This is a genomic window from Lacicoccus alkaliphilus DSM 16010, assembly GCF_900142805.1.
In the GTDB taxonomy this organism is placed as follows: Bacteria; Bacillota; Bacilli; order Staphylococcales; family Salinicoccaceae; genus Lacicoccus; species Lacicoccus alkaliphilus.
Genome location: NZ_FRCF01000004.1, coordinates 111,197 through 135,550, shown reverse-complemented (window position 1 = coordinate 135,550; position 24,354 = coordinate 111,197). Strand labels below are relative to the sequence as shown.

The window sequence follows — 24,354 nt, the reverse complement described above, 5'->3', positions numbered from 1 at the left end:
ATGCATTACTTCTTCCTTTGTCCTTTTTTGGCCGGTGCTTTATAGAAAGGTTTCTTACCGCCCCTCTTATCACCCTTCTTCTTATTATCCGAAGGTTTCTGCTTGGCCCGGATCTCCACCGGTCTCGAGCGGCGTTCCGATTTCTGCCTTTCCGGCATGCCGATGACTTTGAAGTCTATCAGCCTTTCCTCGATATTCACATCCAGCACTTCGATTTCCACCGGATCACCGATCCTGAACACTTTGCCTGTCCGGTCACCGATCAACGACATGCTGCGCTCATGGAACTGGTAATGGTCGTCCGTCATATTCGACATATGCACGAGACCTTCTATGGTGTTCGGCAGCCCGACGAACATGCCGAAGTTCATCACACCGGTGATCACACCTTCAAATGTTTCCCCGATATACTGTTTCATGTACTCCGCCTTCTTCAGGTCGTCCGTGTCGCGCTCGGCATCCTGGGCGCGCCGTTCCCTTTCTGAAGTGTGCTCCGCCGCTTCCGGCAGCCATGAATTGACTGTGTTGATCGTCTTATGATCCGTCCTGCCCTCGATCAGGTATTTGCGGATCAGCCTGTGGACGATCAGGTCCGGATAACGGCGGATCGGCGAGGTGAAGTGGGTATAGAACTCCGTCGCCAAACCGAAGTGACCGAGACTTTCAGGCGAATATTTCGCCTGCTGCATGGAACGCAGCATCAGTGTACTGATGACGAGTTCTTCCGGGCGGCCTTCTATTTCCTCCAAGATGTCCTGAAGGGCATTCGGGTGGATTTCATTGCTCTTGCCCCTCACCACGATTCCGAATGTCGAGATGAAGTCGAAGAATTTCTTCAGCTTCTCCTCTTTTGGATCTTCGTGGATACGGTAGAGGAAAGGCACATCCATCCAATGGAAATGTTCCGCCACCGTTTCATTGGCAAGGAGCATGAATTCCTCGATCAGTTTTTCTCCCACGCCGCGCTCACGTATCATTACATCTTCAGGGATGCCTCCCGGTCCGACGAGGACCTGCGCCTCTTTGAAATCGAAATCGATCGCACCGCGACGGTCCCTTTTAACCCTCAGTAGTTCCGCCAGGTCGCCTGCATCCTTGATCATCGGGTAGACATCACTGTACTCACTCATCAATGCCTGATCTTCGTCCTCAAGCATTCCATTCACCGCAGTGTACGTCATACGGCGGTTGGAATGGATCACACTCGGGAAGATTTCATGAGCGACAACATTACCTTCAAGGTTCACTTCCATGCGGCAGCTCATCGTCAGACGGTCCACGTCCGGATTCAATGAACAGATGCCGTTTGAGAGCCTGTGCGGAATCATCGGTATGACGCGGTCGACCAGATATACACTCGTCGCGCGGTCGTAGGCTTCCTTATCCATTTCGGAATTTTCCCGGATGTAGTAGCTCACGTCCGCAATGCTGACCGTGAGTTCATAGTTGCCGTTTGAGAGCCGTTTCACAGCAATCGCATCGTCAAGGTCCTTCGCGTCTGCACCATCTATGGTGATGGTGTTCTCCTCCCTTAAGTCGCGGCGTCCTTCAAGTTCGTCCGGATGGATGCTTTCAGGAACATCTTCAGCCTCACCGAGCACAGCTTCCGGAAATTCGATGTCGATGCCGTGATTATAGATGATGGAAAGTATATCGACGCCAGGGTCATTTTTATGGCCCAGGATCTGGACCACATGTCCTTCCGGACTTTCAAACTTCCCATCCGGATACTTGGTGATTTCAACGAGCACTTTGTGCCCTTCCACCGCGCCGAGGTTCTGGCCTTTAGGTATGAAAAGGTCCGTCTTGAAAGTTTTGGAATCCGGCAGGACGAAGCCGAATGATTTGTTGTCCTTGTATTCACCCACGACCTTTGTGATGCCGCGTGTGAGGATGCTCGTCACATTGCCTTCCATATTGTCCCCGGTCGTCCCGTTCGATGTCTCGACCAGTACGGTGTCGCCGTCAAGCGCACCGTTGACGCCCGTCGGCGGGATGAAGATATCATCCACTTCGGCTTCTTCCGGACGCAGGAAGCCGAATCCCCTCTTATGCATGGACAGATTCCCCTTTACGAGGTTCGTCTCCTCCACCTTCATATACTTGTCTTTCTTCGTGCGGATAATGATGCCTTCTTCCTCAAGAGCAACCATCACTTTGACCACTTCTTTGAAATCCTCTGAATCCCGGGCGTCAAACGCTTCTATAAAGTAGTCGATCGGCATCGGTTTATAATCTTCTTTGTTTATGATGCTCAAAATCTTCTTCCTGTAGTTACTCATTGAGTCATACCTCCATTAATTTATCTCTTCCATAAATTCATATATATCATCGAATAATTCTTTCTTATCTTCATCTATCGTCAGCACATGCCCCGATCTTTCATAAAATTTCAGCCTTTTTTCGGATGCTTCGGTTGCGATCTCGGCATGGATGACATTGGCAGACTCCGGGTCGATGACCTCATCGAGTGCACCCTGTGCTGTGAAGACCGGATCGGATACATATTCCAGTGCATCCTTCGCCCTCTCGATCATCACGTTGACGTCGGCGAGCGTATCCCGGGCGTCGCCTAGACTTGCATCGATCTCGGCATCGATTGATGCCCGGTCTTTATTTTCGAAACGGCTTTTGAAATTTCGTGCATAAGCTTTATAACTTTCTAATAGCTCTTTCACGGATTTTGTAAACATCGGACTGCATATCGTCGCTGCACCCATCGGCTCACGGTCCTGTGTGAGGCGGAGTGCGAAGACGCCGCCGAGCGATACGCCGGCGACGAATATCCTGCTGTAGCCTTCCGCTTTCAGGAAGTCGTATGCCTCGACCGTCTGACGGTACCATGTATGGGGTGAAGATTTCAAAATGTTTTCAGGCTGTTCGGCGTGCCCCTCATAATTGAAGGCATATGATGTGATGCCTTTTTTCTGAAGGTGGCGGCCGAGCTGTCTGACATCCGATGTATTGCCTGTGAATCCGTGCAGTAGCAGGACCGCATAATCGGAGCCTTCATCAAAATAAAATGATCCAGGTAATTTTACATTCATATCCACCATTCCCACTCCAGTGTCATCTCAATTGTACGTTAAAGTTCCTCCAAACAAAAGAAAAAGAAAACCCTGCAGTATGGCGGGTTTTTTTTTGACTTTTTTCATTTGATTAGCTGACGTATGTCAGTAAAAGCATGATTAAGAAAAATAGTACAGATAGAATCACAGTTGCCCTGTGCAGCACGAGATCCATTCCGCGTGCCTTCTGTTTACCGAATAATTGCTCTGCCCCGCCACTGATTGCACCCGAAAGGCCGGCGCTTTTTCCTGACTGAAGCAATACCACTGCAATTAAAGATATACAAACGATTATTAACAATACGATCAAAGCTGTTTGCATGTGGTAGTCCCTCCAATAAATATTAACATTAGGAATCATAACAAAATCGGTGTATAAAAGCAAGTTGGGTGGGTGTTTATTAAATTGCAGATTTTGTATTTTGGAAAGGACTTCCGGCGTTTTGACGAGTTTTGATGACGGATGTCGTATTTCTGTTGAAAAATCAAATCATCGTGATTTGACAATCATTCCATGCGGTCTTAGATTTGATTGGAAAGGAGGGGATTGTCATACAGAGGGAAAAGCCGTTGAAACTCGAGCAGCTGCAAATACTGAAATGCCGTACGGTGGGGGACGGTGCCGATGTGAATGAGCTCGCCAACCTGAAGCTTGGATGGGAGGGGGAAATCCAGATGGATATGATGATCGATTGTGCGATCCGCGGCCGGAACTGCATCCATATGAAGGACTACAGATTTGCGGTCAACGGTGAAGTCCAAATCGATAATGTTTTGATTGCCGGGGACAGGATCTTCACTTTCGAAGTGAAGAAATATAATTTCGATTTGATTTATAGTGATGAGGTGTGGACGTTCACGAATGGCGAGAAGTTCAAAAAATCTGATGCAGCAGGTGTCACGGCAGAATGATACCTTCCGCCATCTGCTGAAAAAGTCGGGGTCCGGGATTGACGTCTACAGCTGCCTGGTGTTCATCAACCCGGCCCAGATGATCTACAGTCTGCCTTACGGGAGGAATATACTGACTGCCAGTTCGCTCGGCAAATTCCTGGATCGTGTTATACGGGACAACCGGCACTCATACGGGGATCTCAAGGCATTCTTGGAGTCGCGCCGGCTGGCGAAGTCGATGTATGACGGCGCAGTCACCGTTGGATTGGATGAGCTGCGGGGCGGGGTGTTTTGTGAAGATTGTTACGGAGAGATGAAGCGTGTCAACAGGAAACAATTCGCCTGCACGGATTGTGACGCAGTGCTCGATTTGCTCGGGGCCGCACAAAGGCTGGTGAATGAACTACGCATGTTGAATGACAGCTGGCCGATTGATTCTGGCGTAATTTCCAACTACAGCGGACGCCAGATTTCAAGCTCTTACATACGCAGACAAAAGCAACTGGGTCACCTCCATTATTGAGGGATGCTTTCTTGATATGATCCGGGCTGCTGTGCCATGGGATAGTCGGAAACCGACAGTTCATGGCGTGAAGCTTATTCTGGTGCCACGAAGCAATTAATATGTAGCAACCCATGGCATGGAATGCGTCTCCGTGCCACGAAATCCATGAAAGTCCTCAGTTCGTGTCACTGACACTTCCTCCGGCTCCCGGCTCCAACAAAAAAACCCCGCTTCATCAGAAGCAGGGGGCTTTATTTTAAACTTCTTCCAGGTTGAAGAAGGAGTCGAGTCCGTCGTATTTGGCTGTTTCGTATAATTCGTCCTCGATGCGGAGCAGCTGGTTGTATTTGGCGACGCGGTCCGTACGGGACGGTGCGCCTGTCTTGATCTGACCGGCGTTCACTGCGACTGCGATGTCTGCAATCGTCGTATCTTCCGTTTCACCTGAGCGGTGGGAGATCACGGATGTATAGCCTGCGCGCTTCGCCATCTCGATGGCTTCAAACGTTTCGGTCAGAGTGCCGATCTGATTCACTTTGATCAGTATGGAGTTGCCCACGCCTTCTTCGATGCCCCGTGCCAGTTTCTCGGTGTTCGTTACAAATAAATCATCCCCGACAAGCTGCACACGGTCTCCGAGGCGGTCTGTCAGCAGCTTATGGCCATCCCAGTCATTCTCATCCAAACCGTCTTCGATGGAAATGATCGGATATTTATCCACCATGTCCGCATACCAGTCGACCATCTCCTGGGAAGTGAAGGTCTTGCCTTCCCCGGACAATACGTAGACACCTTTTTCCGTGTCATAAAACTCGGAGGAGGCGGCATCCATAGCAAGCCGGATTTCCGTACCCGGCTCATACCCTGCTTTTTCGATCGCTTCAATGATCGTGGCCAGCGCCTCTTCATTGGACCCGAGGTCAGGTGCAAACCCGCCTTCGTCGCCGACTGCGGTGTTCAGGCCTTTTTCGCTCAGCACTTTTTTCAGGTTATGGAATATTTCAGCGCCCATGCGGAGGCCTTCTTTAAAGCTTTCCGCACCTACAGGCATGATCATGAATTCCTGGATATCCACGTTGTTGTCCGCATGCTCACCGCCGTTGATGATGTTCATCATCGGGACCGGCAGCTGCACGGCATTGAATCCGCCCAAATATTTATACAATGGCTGTCCAAGGAATTCTGCAGCAGCTTTCGCCACAGCTATGGATACGCCGAGGATTGCATTCGCACCGAGTTTCGCTTTGTTCCCGGTGCCGTCGAGTGCAATCATCATTTTATCGATGGAAACCTGCTCCAGAACGCTGAACTCCCCTTCGATCAGTTCAACGGCAATTACTTCATTGACGTTTTCTACAGCTTTTTCCACGCCTTTGCCCAAAAAGCGTGTATCGTCTGCATCACGCAGTTCAACGGCTTCGTATTCGCCCGTCGAGGCGCCGGATGGCACAAGTGCACGGCCGAATGCACCGCTTTCAGTCAGTACTTCCACTTCAACTGTAGGGTTTCCGCGTGAGTCGATCACTTCGCGGGCATAAACATCTGTAATTATTGGCATATCGATATCTCCTTAAATGTATTTGTTCCCTTCCATTATCTGAGAATGAAAGAATAATTTCAACGATAATAAAAATCCCCGCCTATTCCTGAATCAGGCTGCGGCCGGTCATCTCCCGAGGCTGGCTGATCTCCATGAGATCGAGCAGAGTCGGTGCGAGGTCCGCCAGGATGCCGCCGTCCCTCACTGCCACACCTTCCCTGGTCACGATGACCGGTACAGGGTTGGTCGTATGGGCAGTCATCGGCTTCCCTTCGAGCGTAGTCACTTCATCCGAGTTGCCGTGGTCCGCGGTGATGACGGCATGGCCGCCCTGTGCAAGAACTTCATCCACGATTGGCCCGAGGCATTCATCCACCGCTTCGATCGCCTTCACCGTCGGCTCAAACATGCCGCTGTGCCCGACCATATCCGGATTCGCAAAATTCAGCACCACGAGGTCCAGATTTTTTTCACCCAGTTCTTTCATGCAGGCATCCCGCACTTCATAGGCACTCATCTCGGGCTGCAGGTCGTAAGTCGCGACTTTCGGAGAATCGATGAGCACGCGCCGTTCGCCTTCGAATTCCCGGTGGCGTCCGCCGCTGAAGAAATAAGTGACATGCGGGAATTTTTCAGTTTCCGCGATCCGGAGCTGTCTGCCTCCGGCATCCGCGACGACTTCGCCGAGGGTGTTCACGAGGACTTCCTTTTCAAAAACCACATCCGAAACGATGTCATCACTGTATCTCGTGAAAGTCACGAATTTAAGATTCGTATACTTCCGGTCCATTTCAAATTCCATGAAATCTTCATTCGTATAGATTTCGGAAAGCTGGGCGGCACGGTCCGGGCGGAAATTATAGAAGATCACGGCGTCATCATCCTCCACGCCCGTCCCCTCCTTATCATCGTAGCCTTTTACGACGAAGGGCACGATGAATTCATCGTGGATTTCCGCATCATAGCTTGCCTGGACACCTTCAGCAGCACTGCTGAACACCGGTCCGCGGCCGTTGGAGATTGCATGATAGGCCTTCTCCCCGCGGTCCCAGCGTTTGTCGCGGTCCATCGCATAGTAACGGCCGGATACCGTGGCGAACTCGCCGATGCCGATCGCCCTGAAGCGGCGTTCCGCCTCTTCGATGAACCCGAGCGCAGAGCTCTGCCCCACATCCCGGCCGTCAAGGAAGGCGTGGACGTATACGCGCTCGAGCCCTTTATCTTTTGCGAGCTGCAATAATGCGAATAAATGCTCATAGTGCGAGTGGACCCCGCCGTCACTGAGCAGCCCCATCAGATGGAGTTCGCTGTCTTCTTTTTTTACGTGATCCATCGCATCAACCAACACTTCATTTTCAAAGAAGTCGCCGTCCTCGATCGCCTTGTTGATCCGCGTGAGGCTCTGGTAGACGATCCGGCCGGCACCGATGTTCAAGTGCCCGACCTCGGAGTTGCCCATCTGCCCTTCCGGCAGACCGACGTCGAGGCCCGTCGCTGACAGTTCATTGTGCGGATACTGATTGAAGAAGCGGTCGAAATTCGGTTTGTGTGCCGCTCTCACAGCATTGCCCTTGTCTTCATCCCGGTTCGCAAAGCCGTCCAGGATGATCAAAGCTGTCGGTCCTGTCATCGCTTAGCACCTTCCAGCAGTGCCATGAAATCTTCCGGCTCCAGTGACGCACCGCCGACAAGTGCACCGTCGATGTGTTCCTGCCCCATATATTCCCCGATGTTTGCAGGTTTGACGCTGCCGCCATACTGGATGCGCACAGCTGCCGCCGTTTCATTCCCGTATAGTGAGGCGACCTTTTTGCGTATGACGCCGCACATTTCATTGGCATCTTCGCTTGTCGCGGATTTGCCCGTACCGATTGCCCAGATCGGCTCATATGCCACGACAACCTTCCCCGCTGATTCAGCAGGTATGCCGTCAAATGCCTTTTCAATCTGGCTTTCAACGACGGAAGCATGATCCCCCGCCTCCCGCTCTGCATCCGATTCGCCGACGCAGACGATCGGTATCATGTTTTTATCCAAAACGGCATGGGTCTTTTTATTGACCGTCCCGTCCGTCTCGTTGAAGTGTTCGCGCCGCTCCGAGTGGCCGATGATGACGTAATCCACGCCGAGGTCCCCGAGCATGGCCGCCGAGACCTCCCCAGTGAAAGCCCCGCTGTCTTCGTAATGGGCATTTTCAGCGCCGATTCCGAGGTTGAGGTGCTGCGCCTTTTCGAGCAGTGAAGGCAGATGGATGAACGGTGCACATATTGCGCTTTCCACTTCATCCTCCGCCGGCAGGTCGCCCAGACTGTCGATAAACTGCTCCCCTTCGGAGATCGTCTTGTTCATCTTCCAATTTCCTGCGATAAATGGTGTTCTCATGGTAATCCTCCTATGTTTTTACTTGTCATTGATCGCCGCCAGTCCAGGCAGCTCCTTACCTTCGAGGTACTCAAGGGATGCGCCGCCGCCCGTCGAGATATGCGAAAAGTCATCTTCATAACCGAGCGAGGCTGCCGCTGCGGCCGAGTCGCCGCCGCCAATGATCGTAATGGCACCATCGAGGCCCGCAAGCGCTTTGCATACACCGATCGTGCCCTGTGCAAAGTTCTCAAATTCGAATACACCCATCGGTCCGTTCCAGACCACCGTTTTGGCATCCTTCAGGTGGGATTCGAATGCTTTGACCGTTTCCCCGCCGATATCAAGACCCATCATATCTTCAGGAATTTCATCGACTGGCACCGTCCTGTGATCTGCATCTTCAGCGAATCTGTCGGCGACTACGGCGTCAACCGGGAGGACGAGTTTGGCCCCGCCTGCTTCAAGAAGTGACTGCGCAAGGTCCACCTTGTCCTCTTCCAGGAGGGAAGTGCCGATTTCCTTACCCTGTGCCTTGAAGAATGTATAAGCCATACCGCCGCCGATCAGTACTTTGTCCGCCTTCTCAAGCAGGTTTTCGATCACACCGATCTTATCGGACACTTTGGCACCGCCGAGAATCGCCACGAAAGGTTTCTTCGGCTCATCGACTGCACCGCCGATGAAGTCGATTTCCTTCTGCATCAGATAGCCTGAGACCGTCTCGATATTCGAGGCGATGCCGAAGTTCGAGGCATGCTCACGATGGGCCGTGCCGAATGCATCATTGACGAAGACGTCGCCGAGCCCCGCCCAGTAACGGCCGAGTCCGGGGTCATTGCCGGATTCTTTTTTGCCGTCCAGGTCTTCAAAACGCGTATTTTCAAACAATAAAATTTCACCGTCAGAAAGCCCGTCCACGGCCTCTTCCAGCTCACTCCCCTTTGTTTCGGGGATGAATCTCACCGTCTGGTCGAGCAGTCCGCTCAACTTTTCGGCAACCGGCCTCAAAGTCTTATCTTTCTTATCATCTTCTGTCTTCACTTTGCCGAGATGGGAGAACAAAATGACCCGGCCGCCCTGTTCCAGTACATACCTGATGGTCGGCAGGGCCTGGACGATACGGTTGTCATCCGTGATTTCCCCATCTTCCATCGGTACATTCAAGTCGGCCCTGAGCAGCACCTTTTTGCCTTTCAACTCTATATCTTCAACAGTCCTTTTCATGACAAGCCTCCTAAATTGTTCATTGTTTCCATTATACCCAATTTAACGCCGTTAAAAAATAAAAAGACGGATGGAAAATCTCCATCCGCCTGAATACATGATTATTGTGACACCATATGGTTTAATGTGCGGACAAGCTGTGCAGTATATGACATTTCGTTATCATACCAAGCAACGGCTCTGACGAGCTGCCTGCCGTCCACCTCAACGACGCGCGTCTGGGTCGCATCAAACAATGAACCTTCTTTGATGCCGATGATATCTGATGAGACGATCGGGTCCTCAGTGTAGCCGAATGAAGGGTTCGATGCATTTTTCATGGCGCTGTTCACTTCGTCCTCCGTAACATTCTTTTCGAGTGATACCGTCACTTCGGTGAGTGAACCTGTCGCAACCGGCACGCGCTGTGCGCCGCCGTCAAGCTTGCCTTCCAGCTCGGGCAGCACCAGGCCGATCGCTTTCGCCGCCCCTGTGGAGTTCGGCACGATGTTCTCAGCTGCTGCACGTGCACGGCGGTAGTCACCTTTCCTGTGCGGTGCATCCAATGTGTTCTGATCGCCCGTATACGCATGTATCGTCGTCATCAGTCCTCTTTCGATGCCAAATTCATCATTCAGCACTTTCACGACCGGTGCCAGACAGTTCGTTGTACATGATGCTGCAGAGACGATTTCTTCATCGCCTTCAAGCGCATCTTCGTTCACGCCGTAGACGACCGTTTTCATATCCCCTTTGCCGGGCGCTGATATCAGCACCTTTTTCGCTCCGGCTTCAAGATGCTTCCTTGCACCTTCTTCCTCTGTGAAGAAACCTGTACATTCCAAAACGATATCTATATCGAGATCGCCCCATGGCAGATTCGAAGGATCTTCCTCGGTGTACGACTTCACTTCCTGGCCGTTGATTTTAAAGCTGTTTTCAAGGACTTCTATATCGCCTTCAAAACGGCCCTGGGTCGAATCATATTTGAATAAGTGGGCCAAAAATTCATCATCCGTCAAATCGTTGACCGCCACAACTTCCATGTCATCGTAATTCTGAATCTCCCTTGCTGCAAGTCTGCCAATTCTTCCAAATCCGTTGATTGCTACTCTAACCATAAAATATGGCCTCCTTCTATTTTTATGCCAGCAGATGCCTGGCAATGACTTCATCAATGATCAAGATCGTATTCTCCGGTGCCAGTTTCAAATAAGCTTTGACCGCTTCTTTCTTGCTTTCACCGCCCGCCACTGCAAAAATGGATTCCTTTTTATCCAGGTCCCCGAGTTGCAGGCCGATGGTCTTCACTTTATGCACCAATTCCCCATCAGCATTGAAGTAAAACCCGAACGTCTCCCCCACAGCTTCTCCTTCGGTCAATATCCGGAGCGTTTCTTCATCCACCTTCCTGCGGCGCGCCATTTCGAGGGCGTCGCCGATGCCGTGGATGAGGAAGGCCGAGCGCCTATTCAAATCGATGATCTCCCTGACCATCGGTTCCGCCTTCAGCGATTCCAGTGACGCTTCACTGATGCTGTCCGGGGCGTATAATATACGGTGCTGACCTTCCGCCGCTTCCGCCAGGTTGGCCACGATGTCGTTTGACTGATATGCCGGCTCTTCTCCGAGGCCACCCCTTGCAGGTACAAAAAGCAGGTTGTCGTGCTTCGGCCTCAGAAATTTACTGACGAGCGCCATCGTCGAACCGCCTGCCACGGAAACGACCGTCCCCGGGGAAAGTGCCTCAGTCAATTCCTCTGCCATCAGCCTGGCGAGTTCTTCTTTGACGAAAGCATTCTCTTCAGCATCACCCCGGACGACGAAAATATCTTTTAAAGGATAATTATTTTTCAGTTGAAGGGCCAGGTCATCACGACTTTCAATCAGAGTGAGGAATGGCTGCACTTCACCCAGAACTTCCCTGCCGCCGGCTGATAGTGCGATACCTTTCGCATCCACCTTGATCAGGTTCATTTCTGCCAGTTCCTCGACTTCCCTCCTTAAAACTCTTTCCGTCATTCCCAGCTGCTTCGACAATGTCCTTCTGCCGATGGGCTGCTCTTCTTCGATGGCGCTTAATATATCAAGGCGTTTCAGCATGTGAGACAAAATGTCGGGCACTACACTTTTCTGGATGTCGATCAGTCTCTTCCACATTCCGTTAGCCACCTTTCACCAAGGTGAGACATTTAACGTCCCACCAGGGACAAAAAAATTACATCATTAATATATCAAAGAAATATACAACAATGCAATCTTTTCGTATCGCTCCATACTCATTTACCCTTTATGGCTTTTATATAATCATAAATCTGTACGAAATCGAGGATGCCTTCCTGGATGACTTCGGAATCATGCTTCAGTACAGGCACCCTGACCATGTACTCTTCCTGAAGTTCGTCATCAAGATCGATGTCGATCTTATTGACCTTCACATCCATCTCCCTCAGCTCGGATAAAGCCACCTTGATCTGCAGCAGACCCTCATCGCATAATCCGCACCGGTCTCTAGTATAATAATCCAACATCAACACACTTACTCACCTGTCTTTAATTTTGATAAAATTGCATTCACCAGCGAATGGATCATCTCTGATGTAATGATCCCCAGTGCAATGGCACTGGCGATCAGCGCCGCTTCAATTCCAAATGAAATCGCAAGCTGATAATTTTCCAGCACCACATTGCGCATCGCCTGGTAGGCGATGCCCCCGGGCACGAGCGGTATGATCCCGCACGTAATGAAAATCACCACCGGCATCTTCAAGTACCTTGCATTGTAGATCGATACAGCTGTCAGCATTATCCCCCCCGCAAAACTGGAAACAATCTGGTTCACTTCTGCATTCATGAAAGTGAAATATACAAGCCACCCTGCAGCCCCGGTCAGCCCGCAGCTGATCAGTGCCCGTCTCGGCGCATTGAAGAGTATGCCGAAGCCCATGGAGGCGAAAAAGCTTAGTACAAACTGATATGCGAACACCAACATCCAACCGCCTCCTTATATGAGCATGAACATGAGTGCCACGCCGGCACCGATGGCAAATGCAGTCAAAGTCGCTTCCGCACCTTTCATGATGCCTGCAAGCAGGTGCCCCCTGATCATTTCACGTATCGCATTCGTGATCAGCACACCGGGCACAAGCGGCATCACTGAAGCTATGATGATCGTTTCCATGTGCATTCCCGGGCCGTATACGGCATAGAGGTAAGCCGTCACTGCGATGAACAGCGAGGCGAAGAATTCCGTAAAGAATTTCACTCTTGTCACGCGCAGGATGCCTTCCATGATGAATACGCCGAGGGCACCGCCGAACGCCGCCGCCGGCAGATCGATCAGTGCGCCGTCGAACAGCAGCAGGAACATGAAACCGACCATACCGCCGGTCAGGACCATCAGCCAGAGCGGGAAGACAATTGATTCGTGGATCCTCTCAATTCTTCTGATCGCTGTTTTAAGCGGCATGCCACCGGATATTTCCCGGGAGAGGTTGTTGATGACGTCCACCATGCCGAGGTCATTGGTCCGTTCATCGATGCGCACCGTCTGGGTCAGTGAATGCTCATTCATGGAGAATATGATTACAGTGGGGGTCACAAACACCTGGGGATTGCTGACCCCGTAACTATTTGAAATGCGCATCATCGTATCTTCAATGCGATATGTTTCAGCACCGCTCTCAAGCAGCAGCTTGCCGCAGTTCAATGCCACGAAAAAGACGTCGCGGACATAACTTTCCTTCAAATCATCATTGGGCTCATCGATAATTTCCATATCGTTCAGCACATCACATCACCTGCTTCTCACAGTGAATAATAACAGCACCCTGCAATCCCTTTACAAAAGCCGTTCGTATCAGAGTCTATCACAACTCCCTCTGCCGCCGACGGCTGATTTGTGTCGAATTTGTTTTCAGCCACAAGTATACAGCGGATCATCCGGTTTTTGAAGAGATTGACCTTCATTCAAAAGTGCGGCCCTCCCGTACATGTCCTTCGGGCATTTGAAAAATGCCATCATTCTCCATAAAAAAACAGCCATACCCTTCAGGATTATGGCTGTATCGTTTCGTCCACCGTTTTTCAAAGCGCCCCCAAAGAGAATCGAACTCCTATCTTAAGAACCGGAATCTTACGTGTTATCCATTACACCATGGGGGCTGCATCAATATTGGAACTGCTATGTATTTTGGACAATATTCATTATAACAACAAATACGAAAAAATAAAAGCTGATTTTATCTTTTGACCTTATTTGACTAATATGATATAAATAAATCAGCATTAATTATAATACTAAAACACGGAGGGAAAAACATGAATTTAATACCTACAGTGATCGAACAAACGAATCGCGGAGAGCGCGCTTATGACATTTACAGTAGATTATTAAAAGATAGAATCATCATGATCGGAACCGGCATCGACGATAACGTCGCGAACTCGGTTGTGAGCCAGCTTTTATTCCTGCAGGCCCAGGATCCTGAAAAAGACATCTACCTTTATATCAACTCACCGGGCGGCAGTGTGACGGCCGGCATGGCGATCTACGATACGATCCAGCATATCAAACCGGATGTGCAGACGATCTGCCTAGGCATGGCTGCATCCATGGGCTCATTCCTGCTTGCAGCGGGTGCCAAAGGCAAGCGTTTTGCGCTGCCTAATGCTGAAGTGATGATCCATCAGCCACTCGGCGGTGCACAGGGTCAGGCAACTGAAATTGAGATTGCCGCCAAGCACATTTTAAGGACCCGTGAAAAGTTGAATAACATCCTGGCTGAAAGAACAGGCCAGTCCCTTGAAAAAATCGAACAGGATACAGACCGCGACTTCTTCATGTCAGCAGAAGAAGCAAAGGAATACGGCCTGATCGACGAAGTGATGGAGCCGGAAAAAGTTCAGGGATGATTTTTTCAGTGTCATATGCCAAAACGGCATATGGCACTTTTATTTTGTCCTCTTTTCGGGTATGAGTCTATAAAGTACATGATTCTAAGGAGGCACCCCATCAATGAACATATTAATGACCGGAGGCACAGGGCTGGTCGGTTCCCACCTGTCAGAAGCCCTGGTGGAAGACAGGCACCACGTATATATATTAAGCCGGGGGAAGCATACAAGCGACCACCCCTTCATCCATTACATCCAATACGACCCGGATGACCCGTATGATTTGAGTTTTACCGACGCCCTGCCTATGAATATCGATGCAGTCTATAATTTTGCAGGGGCATCAATCAACAAAAGATGGACGGACGATCATAAAGAAGCGATTTTGCACTCGAGGATCAATGTCACAAAACTGCTCTATAACTGGGCTGAAAAAGCGGACATCAAACCCGGCGTGCTGATCAATGCGAGTGGTGTGGACTACTATCCTAAAAGCGAATCCGTGACCTATACGGAAGAAGACGTATTCGCGCCGTCAAATTTCCTATCTTCCGTGGTGGATGCATGGGAAAGACAGGCGCGCATGTTCGAGTCACTCGGGACGCGGGTCGTTCTCGGCAGATTCGGCCTCGTGCTCGACAAAGAAGAAGGCGTGCTCCCACTCATGGCACTGCCGTTCAAATTTGGGGCGGGAGGCAAAATAGGTTCAGGAAACCAATATTACAGCTGGATACACGTGGATGACCTGGTCAACGCACTGCTCTACGCCATGGCGGATGCGGAGCTCACCGGCCCGGTCAACATGACCGCACCGGTACCGCTCAGACAGGCCCACTTCGCCAAATATCTCGGCATGGCCCTCGGTCGTCCGACATTCATCGATATGCCGGGCTTCATCTTCAAAAAGGCCCTCGGGGAGCAGTCGATGCTGATCGTCAGGGGCCAGAAAGTCATACCCGAAAAACTGTTGGCCAGGGAATTCAAGTTCCATTATCCGACACTCGACGGTGCCCTGGATGCTATATACGGGAATTAGAAAACCGCCGGAGCTCTGTGAGCCCGGCGGTTTTCATTTTGCTCCTGTGTGATGGCACCGGGGGAGCCCCCGTACGCCGATGAGGCAACGGTTAAATATGCACCGTCACATCTGCTTCTTCACGCAGTTCATCTATCAGTGTTTGCTGCATCTCAGCTTCCTTTTCCCTGATCAGATGCTCTTCGATCTGAGGCTTGACCTCTTCATATTCCGGCGCTTCAGTCTCTTCACCGGCTTCGCTTTCAGCTTCTTCGCGTGCTGCAATCTGCTCGTCATAAGCTTCCTGCATCTCTTCCTCGGTCGGTTCAATGTCCCCGGCTTCCTCGGAAATCAGCTGCTGGACTTTCACTTCTTTCATGAGTTCATTCCTCACATCTTCTTCACTCATACCGCTGCTCACATTCATGGCATCGAGAAACTCCTGTTCCGATTCCATGCCGTTCGCTTCAGTGAGCTGGGCGATCAACTGGTCCACATCTTCCTCGGATGCTTCTATATCCCTGTCATCCGCTTCCTGCAGCAGCAATTCATTGGAAACCATACCTTCCACAACTTCCTGCTTCAATGCGTCCTCGTCGACTGCCTCACCCGACATCTGCTGCATCATCGCCGCCTGCTCAAAGTGGGAGGTATACACCTGTTCAAATTCATCTTTGGTGATCTCCTCACCTTCCACTTCAGCAACGACATCCGGTACACCTTCAAGATCCGGCTCAGGCATCTCTTCTGCCTGCCCGCCTGCAGCTTCTTCCCCTGCAGCTTCTTCCTGTGCCTCTTCTGCGTCGTCATCGCCGCATGCAGCGACAAGCGACATCGTTGCTGCAACTGTTATCATCATCAACCATTTCTTCATAATTACTTCCTACCTCCAAATCGTTATCGTACGCCATTTTACCACAGCAGATCTGCATTTCAATTTAAAAGATGTATGATCGGGATTTTCCCATTCAAAATATGTACATCCGATGACGAAACAAAAATCCCGGACTCATCATTCATCCGGGAAAATCAAAACCATCCGTTATTAGAAATCCATCGCTTCGCCGCTCCTGATCTTCTCGGCGATGGCGTCGAGTTTCCTCAACCTGTGATTGACGCCGGACTTTGAAATCGCACCTGTTGACATCATTTCACCGAGTTCCTTCAAGGACACGTCCTGATGTTCAACCCTCAATCTTGCGATCTCCTGGAGCCTCACAGGCAGTTCATCTATGCCGATTTCCTCGTCGATCAGCTGAATGTTTTCCACCTGCCGCATGGCCGCACTGATGGTTTTATTCAGATTGGCGGTTTCACAGTTGACGAGCCTGTTCACCGAGTTCCTCATGTCCCGGACGATGCGCACATCCTCAAACTTCAAAAGTGCCTGATAGCCGCCAATCAGGCTCAGGAATTCCGCAATTTTTTCAGCGCCTTTCAAATAAGTGATGTAGCCGCGTTTCCGCTCTATATACTTCGCATTCAGATCATAGCCGTTCATCAGCCCGGTCAGGGCAGCGGCGTGATCTTCATAGAGTGAAGCGATTTCCAGGTGGTAGGCGGACGTCTCCGGGTTGTTGACCGAACCGCCGGCGAGGAATGCCCCCCTTAAATAACTGCGGATGCAGCAGTCGCTTTTTGTGATATCATCACCGATGGTGTTGGTGATCATGCCCCCATCAAGGATGTTCAAATCCGTGAGCACTCTATGCGCGTCTTTCTTCACCCTGCTGATATAGACATTATTCTTTTTCAATTTCATCTTTTTACGTACGAGCAACTGTATATCCACACCGTAAATATTTTTGATCAGGGAAAAGATGCGCCTTGCGATGGCCGCATTTTCAGTCTGCACATTGATGATCCATTCACCGTCAAAAAAGCTGAGTGCACCGTTCATCTTGATGAGTGCGGAAAGTTCACTCTTCCGGCAGCATGTATCCACATCAATACGCGTGAGTTCATTTTTCATATCTGATGCAAATGACATTTCATCCATCCTAACTTTGTTCTTTATTGATACGATACTGCAGCGTACTGATTTCGCTCAGGGCAATATCGTAAATCATCTCTGCAATCACGTCGTTGTTGTGCCGGACTGCCCCGCCGCCATCGACACTGACCAGGCTTTCATGTGTGAGCACGGAAACACCCATGTCTTCAAGCGCCTTTTTGTCACTCGTCACCACCGACATCCCCTTCTCTTTATAATAGCCTGAGAGATTGGGGATCATACTTTTTTCATTTTGTATAATATAGTCGAATATATTCCGGCCCATATGCCTGTTGATCGCCTGCAGGTGATCGGAGGCCGTGTAATCGATCGTCTCGCCGGCCTGCGTCATGATGTTGGAAACATAGACCTTCGTGCCTTCCGAGCCGATGAGGGCTTCTTTCATCCCCGAAGGCAGCAGGTTCGGAATGATGCTCGTATAGAGGCTCCCCGGCCCGAGGACGATGATGTCCGCCTCTTCTATCGCCTGGACCGCTTCAGGTGTCGCAATCGTATCTTTCGGCAGTAGAAACACTTCCGAAATCTTCTGATGGACTGACGGTATGTAACTTTCCCCGATGATGATCGAATCATCCTCCATCCGTGCAGCGAGTTTCGGGCTGAAATTGGTGGAAGGGATGACAGTGCCGCGTACATTCAGGATGACACTGAGCTCTTCGACCGCCAGTGCAAAATCCCCCGTCATATCGTACATGGCTGCCAGCATCAGGTTGCCGAGTGCATGGCCGCTGATCTCCTCTTTTTTGAACCTGTAGTTGAACAAGCTTTCAAGTTTTGATTCCACGTCGGATAGTGCGGACATCACATTCCTGATGTCCCCCGGTGCAGGCATATCGATCTGGTCACGTATGATGCCCGTGGAACCGCCGTCATCCGCCACGGAGACGATTGCCGAGACTTCCACCGGATACTGCCTCAAACCACGCGCTAAAACGCTTAATCCGGTGCCCCCGCCGACAAGGGTGACTTTAATTTTGTTCATTTCTGACGCCTTCAATCAGAGCATCCCGGTGTTCCGTCACTATTTTGAAATCATAGTACTCCCGGAGCTCATCCGTCAGCCGTTCCGCTAGCGCTACAGAACGATGCTGACCGCCTGTACAGCCGATGCCGATGACCAGCTGTGATTTCCCTTCCTTCAAATATTGGGGAAGGAGATACCGGATCATATCAAGCAGCTTCGTGTAGAATATATTCGTCTCCTTGAAGCCCATCACATACTTGTAAACCGGCTCATCAAGCCCGGTATAAGGCTGGAGCTCATCTATATAATGCGGGTTGGGTAGGAACCGCACATCGAACATGAGGTCTGCGTCTATGGGCACACCATGCTTGAATCCAAAACTTAAAATGTTCACACTGAAGCCTCCGTCGCCGTCGCCGGTGATTTCCTCGAACATCTCGGCACGCAGTTCTTTCGGCTTCAATTCCGTAGTATCGATGATCACATCCGCCCTGTGCTTCAGTTCATCGAGCAGTTCCCTCTCTTTTTGGATCGCCTGAAGTACATTCATATCGTGGTCCAATGGATGGGACCGCCTTGTCTCCTTATAACGGGTCACAAGTTTTTCGTTTGTAGTATCGAGGAAAATGATTTTGAGGTCGATATGGTGATTGCACTGCACCTTTTCAAGTTCCGAGATGAGTGTATCGAATAATTCCTTGCCTCTTAAATCGATGCCGAGTCCGACATTATCCATTCCGCCTTCGGTGGTCTCCATCAGATCGACGATTTTGGGAATCAGAAGCGGCGGCAGATTATCGATGCAGAAGATATTCATATCTTCCAGTGCTCCCAGCGCAACCGACTTTCCGGATCCGCTCATACCTGTGAGAATGATCAAGTTCTTCATTGGCTCCACATCCTGTTCTTAGTCTGACTTCATTTTAACTCATTAAACATCCGAACTAAAGAATACAGCCGGTACATCATGATACTGGATTTGATTACTTTTTACAATCATGCTGTTCAGGACATCAAATCAAAAAGAAGGCAAAAATATCAATTTTTGCCTTCCCACACGGTCAGTCCGCCAGTGTTTCGATATATTTCTGGGCATTTTCTGCAGCTATGCTGCCGTCACCTGTTGCTGTGACGATCTGACGGAGTGTCTTATCGATGACGTCCCCTGCAGCAAAGATCCCCGGAATGCTCGTCTCCATTTCGGAATTGGTCTCGATATAATTCAACTCATTCAGAATACCGAGGTTTTCAAACGGCTGGGTCAGCGGCTTCATGCCGATATAGACGAAGACGCCGTCTGCATCATAGTCATATGTGTTTCCGGTGTTTTTATCCAGGAGTGTGACGCTTTTGACTTTGTCGTCCCCATTGATCGTCTGAAGCTCGGTATCCCATACGAATTCGATTTTTTCATTTTTGAACGCACGGTCCTGAAGTATCTTTTGGGCACGCAATTCGTTGCGTCTGTGAACGATCGTCACTTTGCTTGCGAACTTCGTCAGGTACACGCCTTCTTCCACAGCCGAGTCTCCGCCGCCGATCACGACGAGTTCACGCTCCTTGAAGAATGCACCGTCACATACGGCACAATAGCTCACACCGCGGCCGGCAAGGGTGTCTTCCCCCGGTACGCCGATTTTCTTATACTCGGCACCCGTCGCGATGATGACCGTTTTGGCCTTGATCTCTTCGGAAGACGTGATGAGTGTCTTATACTCCCCGTGGTCTTCCACTGATTTGAGGTCGCCGTATTTGTAATGTGCCCCGAATTTCTGTGCATGCTCAAACATCTTGGATGACAGTTCCGGCCCGGTGATGAAATCGAACCCCGGATAGTTTTCAACATCTTCCGTATTCGCCATCTGTCCGCCAGGCACACCTCTCTCAAGCATCACCGTATCGAGGTTCGCCCTCGATGCATAGACGGCAGCTGTCATCCCCGCCGGCCCGGCACCGATTATTACCACATCATGTATTTTCTCTTCCGCCATTTCAAATCTCCTTACTTTTTCAGTGATTGTTTCTTCATTTTCATACCACCAATATTATAGACGTTTTTCAAATCACTTTCATCATATCTGCCTGATTATATCTATCGCCTTGTTCAGCCTGTATGCGGTGATGCCGAATTCTTCCGTCATACGCTTTTTTGTGATTTTCCTTCCCTGCGGATACAGGTACATCGTCGCCGCGACCAGTGAGGAAATATCTTCGAAATCCTTGATCTTATCGTACAACAGGTGAAATGTATCCATCCACTGCAGCAGGTCTTCATCACTCCCATAGCCCGCAGACCGCAATATCTCGAGGCCATTATGCATCTTGCCGAGCCTGACGAGTTTGACACCCTGGAAGAGGAAAGTGACGTATAATTTCTCATAGTCATCCATCGCCTCGATGGTTTCCCAAACCGGATGCCCGAGTATCGTCTCCCTCGGCCTGATCAGATGGAGCTTGTATAGACCGAGCAGCCTGAGGTGCACATCATCTTCATGAAGGTGGGTTTCGGCCGTGACGGTGATCAGTTCAGCGGCCTTCTCCTTTTCCCAGGGGCTGAAGGCATCACTCACTTTGTGGAAGTTCTGCATCTTCTCCCAGAACATACGGGCCTCCTCGATCCTGTCCGTATGGTAGCTTGCAAAGCTCAGTGCATGCAGAAGCTGGAAGCTGACGAACTGCTGGCCTTTATAGAGCGGGTACAATAATTCATAGGACCTGGGGTACTGTTTGAGGAAGTTCAGTACGAGACCGACTTTGAATCTGGAGTCATCATCAAGCGGTTCGACGACTTCCAGCTTCTTTAAATTTGATTCGAATTCCTCCTGCTGGCCTGTATGGTAGTAGAGCAGCGTAAGATGGCTGAGGGCGTGCATATCGGTCTTGTCCTCCATATGCAGCTGTTGCAGCAATTCATAGGCTTCGTCGAACTTGTTCAAAAACAGGTAAGCCATCGCCTTCAAGTTCCTGAAGGTGCGTTCCTCCTGAAGCCCCGGGGGCAGTGTTGATAAATACTCCAGTGATTCATCTATGCGGGCATTCATGAACAGATGCTGGAAGATATGATGACTGACGAAACGCTCCGCCTCTTTCTCAACTTCATCCTCGTCTTCGATTGCCAGATCGAACATGTTCTCAAGCTCTTCATGATAACCCGCTTCCGGAAAATGCTTCGCGTACTCCACCCCGAACAGGAAAGACTTGTTCGGATCATTCGATATGACAAAGAGCTGGCTGAGTATAAAATAAAATTCAGCATCATAGTGATGCTGAATGAATTTGTTGATCAGTAGATATTCAGCTTCAGCATGCCTTCCGTTTTCTGCGAGCAGATATACATACTGTGACAAGTAGGCAAGGTTATCCTCATCTGTATTATACGCCCTCTCAAAGTTTTTCAGAGCATCTTTTTTTTTCTGTTGGTCTATCTTCTTTAATCCTTGATTGAAATAAAATGAACCACTTTGAGTGAAGGGGATTATTTTTCTATCATTCATCAGTTTTTCTCCTTATCACTAGTGGATTCCCATAGCAGATTGAATGATCCGGGATGTCCTTCGATACGACAGCGCCCGCACCGACACTCACGTTGCTGCCGATGGTGACGCCCGGCAGAACGGTCACATTGGCGCCGATCATCGTGTTGTCACCGATCCGGACATCTCCAAGCCTGTATTCATCCACTAAATATTCATGGGTCAATATTACAGTATTATAACCGATTATACTGTTGTTGCCAATGTGGATCTTCTCCGGATGCATGAGGTCCGGCATCGCCTTGTAGGCGAATGAGACCCTCTCCCCGAGTTTCATGTTCAAAAACCGGCGGTACAGCCGGTACTTCAGTTTCGTGGACGGACAATACCGTCCGGTTTCAATGACGATAAAATTCCTGACGACTTTAAAGAATGAAACCGTCCGGTATAGATTCCATAACGGATTATACTTCCCCACTTTATACCGTTTTGTATTCCTCATATCAATTCTTCCTTTTATGCTTCTTATTTACAACCTGCCCTTTCGACCTGGAACGCTTCTTTCTGCGCTTACCATCAGGGTCGTACACGCCCTGTACCGCGCCGTATTTTGGAAGGTCGTATTTCTTGTTCCGGTAAATCCATATGACGATGGCTGCGATGACCGTGATGATCGAGACCACCTGTGCAGTCCTGAGCACATCCCCGATCATCAGGCTGTCGGTGCGCATCCCCTCGATGAAGAAGCGGCCGGCTGAATAATAGATCAGATAGAGGAGCGTCGTCTGGCCGATCCTGAGCTTCGGTCTGAGCAGGAGCAGAATTACGAAACCGATGATGTTCCAGACTGATTCATAAAGGAATGTCGGATGATAATAGCTGCCGTCTATGTACATCTGATTGATGATGAATTCCGGCAGCATCAGTGACTCCAGAAAACCTCTCGTCACTTCGCCCCCGTGGGCCTCCTGATTCATGAAATTGCCCCATCTGCCGATCGCCTGTCCGAGGATCAGGCTCGGCGCCGCAATGTCAGCGACCTGAAAGAAGCTCAGGTTCTTACGTCTGCAGTATACAAGACCTGCAAGTATACCCCCGATGAGTCCGCCGTGGATTGCCATCCCGCCTTCATTGACCATCACTATCGATATCGGGTCCTGCATGTAGTAATCCAGATTGAAGAGGACATAATACAATCTTGCCCCGATCAGTGAGAATAGGATTATATAAAACATCAAGTCCACAAACATGCCCTCAGGCATGTTCTTTTTGTTCGCTTCCCGGTTTGCGATGAGAAATCCGAGCAGCATGCCGAATGCTATGATGACCCCGTACCATCTGAGGTCCAGCGGCCCCAGGGAAACGATGACCGGGTCGAGCGGCTGTATATTAAATATCATTTTCCAGTCCTCCGTTGACTTTGATCTGTTTATTCAGTCTTTCATTGAATTCCACTGCCGCGTCATACCCCATGTTCTGGAGACGGTAATTCATGGCGGCCACTTCTATGATGCCGGCGAGGCTCCGGCCGGGGCGTATCGGTATCGTACGCATTTCGATTTCAGAGTTCAATATCGACAGCTTCCTGCGGTCGAGGCCCACCCTGTCATAATCCCTTCCTTTTTCCCACGTTTCAAGGTTGACGTTCAGCATGATCCTTTTTTCTGCGAGTATACAGCCCGCCCCGAAGAGGGTCATCACATTGATGATCCCGAGACCGCGTATTTCAAGCAGGTTTTGGATGAGTTTCGGCGCACTGCCCATCAGCACATTATCCGAGACCTCCTTGATTTCAACATTATCATCCGCGACCAGGCGGTGTCCGTTCTTGACCAGTTCAAGTGCGGTTTCACTCTTTCCGACACCGCTCTCCCCGGTGATCAACACCCCGATGCCGTAGACATCCACGAGTACACCGTGCATATTGGTCTCCGGCGCCAGCGCCTTTTCGAGATATCCCGACAGCCTCGAATAAAAGGTCGTCGTGTTCGCATCCGTGACCAGCAGGGGTGTGTTGCTCGCATTACATGCTTCGATCAGCTCCAGAGGCGGCGGCAGCTGCCTTGCCAGTACGATGCAGGGCGTTTCCTTGCGGCAGAGGCGCTTCGAACGGTCTTCCCGCTCTTTATCGGTCAGCATCCTTTCAAAGAAGGAAATTTCCGTCATTCCGAGGATCTGTACCCGGTCCGATGAGTAATGGGAGAAGTAACCCCCGATCTCCAGTGCCGGACGTGAAATATCATAGTTTTTGATTTCGTTGGTCAGCCCCTCATCACCCGCCACCACCTTCAATGTGAACTGATCGATCAGTTCATGTACCCTCAACATGCAACCACCTCTGAATTCCTTATGTTATGTATTATCTTAACTCATAAATGAGGCCAGCAAAATAAAAAAGACCGGAAGCTTCCGGTCTTT

Annotated in this window: 25 protein-coding genes and 1 tRNA gene; 4 read left to right on the top strand and 22 right to left on the bottom strand. The window is 50.2% G+C overall.

The features are described 5' to 3' along the window. Positions 1-5: 5 nt before the first annotated feature. The 3 genes from rnr to secG all read right to left on the bottom strand — a co-directional run bounded on the left by rnr (position 6) and on the right by secG (position 3,390). The gene (gene rnr / locus BUA12_RS06925) at positions 6-2,282 is read right to left on the bottom strand and encodes a ribonuclease R (RefSeq protein WP_072709756.1); all 2,277 of its coding nucleotides are present in this window, start codon (positions 2,280-2,282) and stop codon (positions 6-8) included. A gap of 15 nt (positions 2,283-2,297) precedes the next feature. Next, a complete protein-coding gene (locus BUA12_RS06920) occupies positions 2,298-3,047 on the bottom strand; it encodes an alpha/beta hydrolase (protein ID WP_072709909.1) in 750 nt (249 codons plus the stop codon). Between the two features lie 112 nt (positions 3,048-3,159). Then, on the bottom strand, positions 3,160-3,390 hold the full coding sequence (secG, locus tag BUA12_RS06915; protein WP_072709755.1) for a preprotein translocase subunit SecG: 231 nt from the start codon (positions 3,388-3,390) through the stop codon (positions 3,160-3,162). Positions 3,391-3,596: 206 nt separating this feature from the next. Between secG and BUA12_RS06910 the strand changes: the two genes are divergently transcribed. Together BUA12_RS06910 and BUA12_RS06905 are read left to right on the top strand one after the other, a co-directional pair. Further along, on the top strand, positions 3,597-3,980 hold the full coding sequence (locus BUA12_RS06910; RefSeq protein ID WP_143146105.1) for a nuclease-related domain-containing protein: 384 nt from the start codon (positions 3,597-3,599) through the stop codon (positions 3,978-3,980). Then, positions 3,931-4,485: a hypothetical protein gene (locus BUA12_RS06905; RefSeq protein WP_143146104.1), complete on the top strand. Its 555-nt coding sequence runs from the start codon at positions 3,931-3,933 to the stop codon at positions 4,483-4,485. The genes BUA12_RS06910 and BUA12_RS06905 overlap by 50 nt, the downstream gene beginning before the upstream one ends. A 238-nt stretch (positions 4,486-4,723) precedes the next feature. Here BUA12_RS06905 and eno read toward each other — a convergent pair whose 3' ends face one another. From eno to BUA12_RS06855, 10 genes are all read right to left on the bottom strand, one after another. Next, positions 4,724-6,025, bottom strand: coding sequence for a phosphopyruvate hydratase (gene eno, locus BUA12_RS06900; RefSeq protein ID WP_072709752.1), 1,302 nt, complete (start codon positions 6,023-6,025; stop codon positions 4,724-4,726). A gap of 82 nt (positions 6,026-6,107) precedes the next feature. Further along, a complete protein-coding gene (gene gpmI, locus BUA12_RS06895) occupies positions 6,108-7,637 on the bottom strand; it encodes a 2,3-bisphosphoglycerate-independent phosphoglycerate mutase (RefSeq protein ID WP_072709751.1) in 1,530 nt (509 codons plus the stop codon). Next, entirely contained in the window at positions 7,634-8,389 is a 756-nt protein-coding gene (gene tpiA, locus BUA12_RS06890) for a triose-phosphate isomerase (RefSeq protein WP_072709749.1), read from the bottom strand. Before tpiA ends, gpmI begins: the two co-directional genes overlap by 4 nt. Before the next feature lie 18 nt (positions 8,390-8,407). Continuing rightward, entirely contained in the window at positions 8,408-9,595 is a 1,188-nt protein-coding gene (locus tag BUA12_RS06885) for a phosphoglycerate kinase (protein WP_072709747.1), read from the bottom strand. Between the two features lie 101 nt (positions 9,596-9,696). Beyond that, positions 9,697-10,695 carry a type I glyceraldehyde-3-phosphate dehydrogenase gene (gene gap / locus BUA12_RS06880; protein ID WP_072709745.1) on the bottom strand — a complete coding sequence of 333 codons (999 nt, stop codon included), beginning with the start codon at positions 10,693-10,695 and terminating at the stop codon, positions 9,697-9,699. 22 nt (positions 10,696-10,717) lie between these two features. After that, positions 10,718-11,734 (bottom strand): sugar-binding transcriptional regulator, encoded by a 1,017-nt coding sequence (locus BUA12_RS06875; protein WP_072709743.1) that lies wholly within the window; start codon positions 11,732-11,734, stop codon positions 10,718-10,720. Positions 11,735-11,853: 119 nt separating this feature from the next. Further along, positions 11,854-12,105 (bottom strand): glutaredoxin family protein, encoded by a 252-nt coding sequence (locus tag BUA12_RS06870; protein WP_245772768.1) that lies wholly within the window; start codon positions 12,103-12,105, stop codon positions 11,854-11,856. 8 nt (positions 12,106-12,113) lie between these two features. Then, positions 12,114-12,566, bottom strand: coding sequence for a threonine/serine exporter family protein (locus BUA12_RS06865; protein WP_072709739.1), 453 nt, complete (start codon positions 12,564-12,566; stop codon positions 12,114-12,116). A gap of 12 nt (positions 12,567-12,578) precedes the next feature. Next, positions 12,579-13,364: a threonine/serine exporter family protein gene (locus tag BUA12_RS06860; RefSeq protein WP_084669991.1), complete on the bottom strand. Its 786-nt coding sequence runs from the start codon at positions 13,362-13,364 to the stop codon at positions 12,579-12,581. 302 nt (positions 13,365-13,666) lie between these two features. Next, positions 13,667-13,738: transfer RNA gene (locus tag BUA12_RS06855), tRNA-Arg, on the bottom strand. Positions 13,739-13,894: 156 nt separating this feature from the next. On the opposite strand from BUA12_RS06855, the gene clpP reads away from it, so the two are divergent. Both clpP and BUA12_RS06845 read left to right on the top strand, forming a co-directional pair. Beyond that, positions 13,895-14,488: an ATP-dependent Clp endopeptidase proteolytic subunit ClpP gene (gene clpP / locus BUA12_RS06850; protein WP_072709737.1), complete on the top strand. Its 594-nt coding sequence runs from the start codon at positions 13,895-13,897 to the stop codon at positions 14,486-14,488. 103 nt (positions 14,489-14,591) lie between these two features. Then, on the top strand, positions 14,592-15,506 hold the full coding sequence (locus BUA12_RS06845) for a TIGR01777 family oxidoreductase (protein WP_072709735.1): 915 nt from the start codon (positions 14,592-14,594) through the stop codon (positions 15,504-15,506). Between the two features lie 91 nt (positions 15,507-15,597). On the opposite strand, the gene BUA12_RS06840 is transcribed toward BUA12_RS06845, so the two are convergent. The 9 genes from BUA12_RS06840 to hprK form a co-directional block, all read right to left on the bottom strand. After that, positions 15,598-16,359 (bottom strand): SurA N-terminal domain-containing protein, encoded by a 762-nt coding sequence (locus BUA12_RS06840; protein ID WP_072709734.1) that lies wholly within the window; start codon positions 16,357-16,359, stop codon positions 15,598-15,600. Positions 16,360-16,530: 171 nt separating this feature from the next. Next, a complete protein-coding gene (whiA, locus tag BUA12_RS06835) occupies positions 16,531-17,475 on the bottom strand; it encodes a DNA-binding protein WhiA (RefSeq protein WP_072709732.1) in 945 nt (314 codons plus the stop codon). A 10-nt stretch (positions 17,476-17,485) separates the two neighbouring features. After that, a complete protein-coding gene (locus BUA12_RS06830; RefSeq protein ID WP_072709730.1) occupies positions 17,486-18,481 on the bottom strand; it encodes a gluconeogenesis factor YvcK family protein in 996 nt (331 codons plus the stop codon). Beyond that, complete coding sequence (rapZ, locus tag BUA12_RS06825; RefSeq protein ID WP_072709728.1) at positions 18,468-19,352, bottom strand: RNase adapter RapZ; 885 nt, start codon at positions 19,350-19,352, stop codon at positions 18,468-18,470. The genes BUA12_RS06830 and rapZ overlap by 14 nt, the downstream gene beginning before the upstream one ends. A gap of 172 nt (positions 19,353-19,524) precedes the next feature. Next, positions 19,525-20,454: a thioredoxin-disulfide reductase gene (trxB, locus tag BUA12_RS06820; protein ID WP_072709726.1), complete on the bottom strand. Its 930-nt coding sequence runs from the start codon at positions 20,452-20,454 to the stop codon at positions 19,525-19,527. Between the two features lie 81 nt (positions 20,455-20,535). Beyond that, the gene (locus tag BUA12_RS06815) at positions 20,536-21,957 is read right to left on the bottom strand and encodes a tetratricopeptide repeat protein (RefSeq protein WP_072709724.1); all 1,422 of its coding nucleotides are present in this window, start codon (positions 21,955-21,957) and stop codon (positions 20,536-20,538) included. After that, positions 21,950-22,438 (bottom strand): acyltransferase, encoded by a 489-nt coding sequence (locus tag BUA12_RS06810; protein ID WP_072709722.1) that lies wholly within the window; start codon positions 22,436-22,438, stop codon positions 21,950-21,952. Before BUA12_RS06810 ends, BUA12_RS06815 begins: the two co-directional genes overlap by 8 nt. A gap of 1 nt (position 22,439) precedes the next feature. Beyond that, a complete protein-coding gene (gene lgt, locus BUA12_RS06805; protein ID WP_072709721.1) occupies positions 22,440-23,336 on the bottom strand; it encodes a prolipoprotein diacylglyceryl transferase in 897 nt (298 codons plus the stop codon). Beyond that, entirely contained in the window at positions 23,326-24,264 is a 939-nt protein-coding gene (gene hprK, locus BUA12_RS06800) for an HPr(Ser) kinase/phosphatase (RefSeq protein ID WP_072709719.1), read from the bottom strand. Before hprK ends, lgt begins: the two co-directional genes overlap by 11 nt. Between the last annotated feature and the right edge of the window lie 90 nt (positions 24,265-24,354).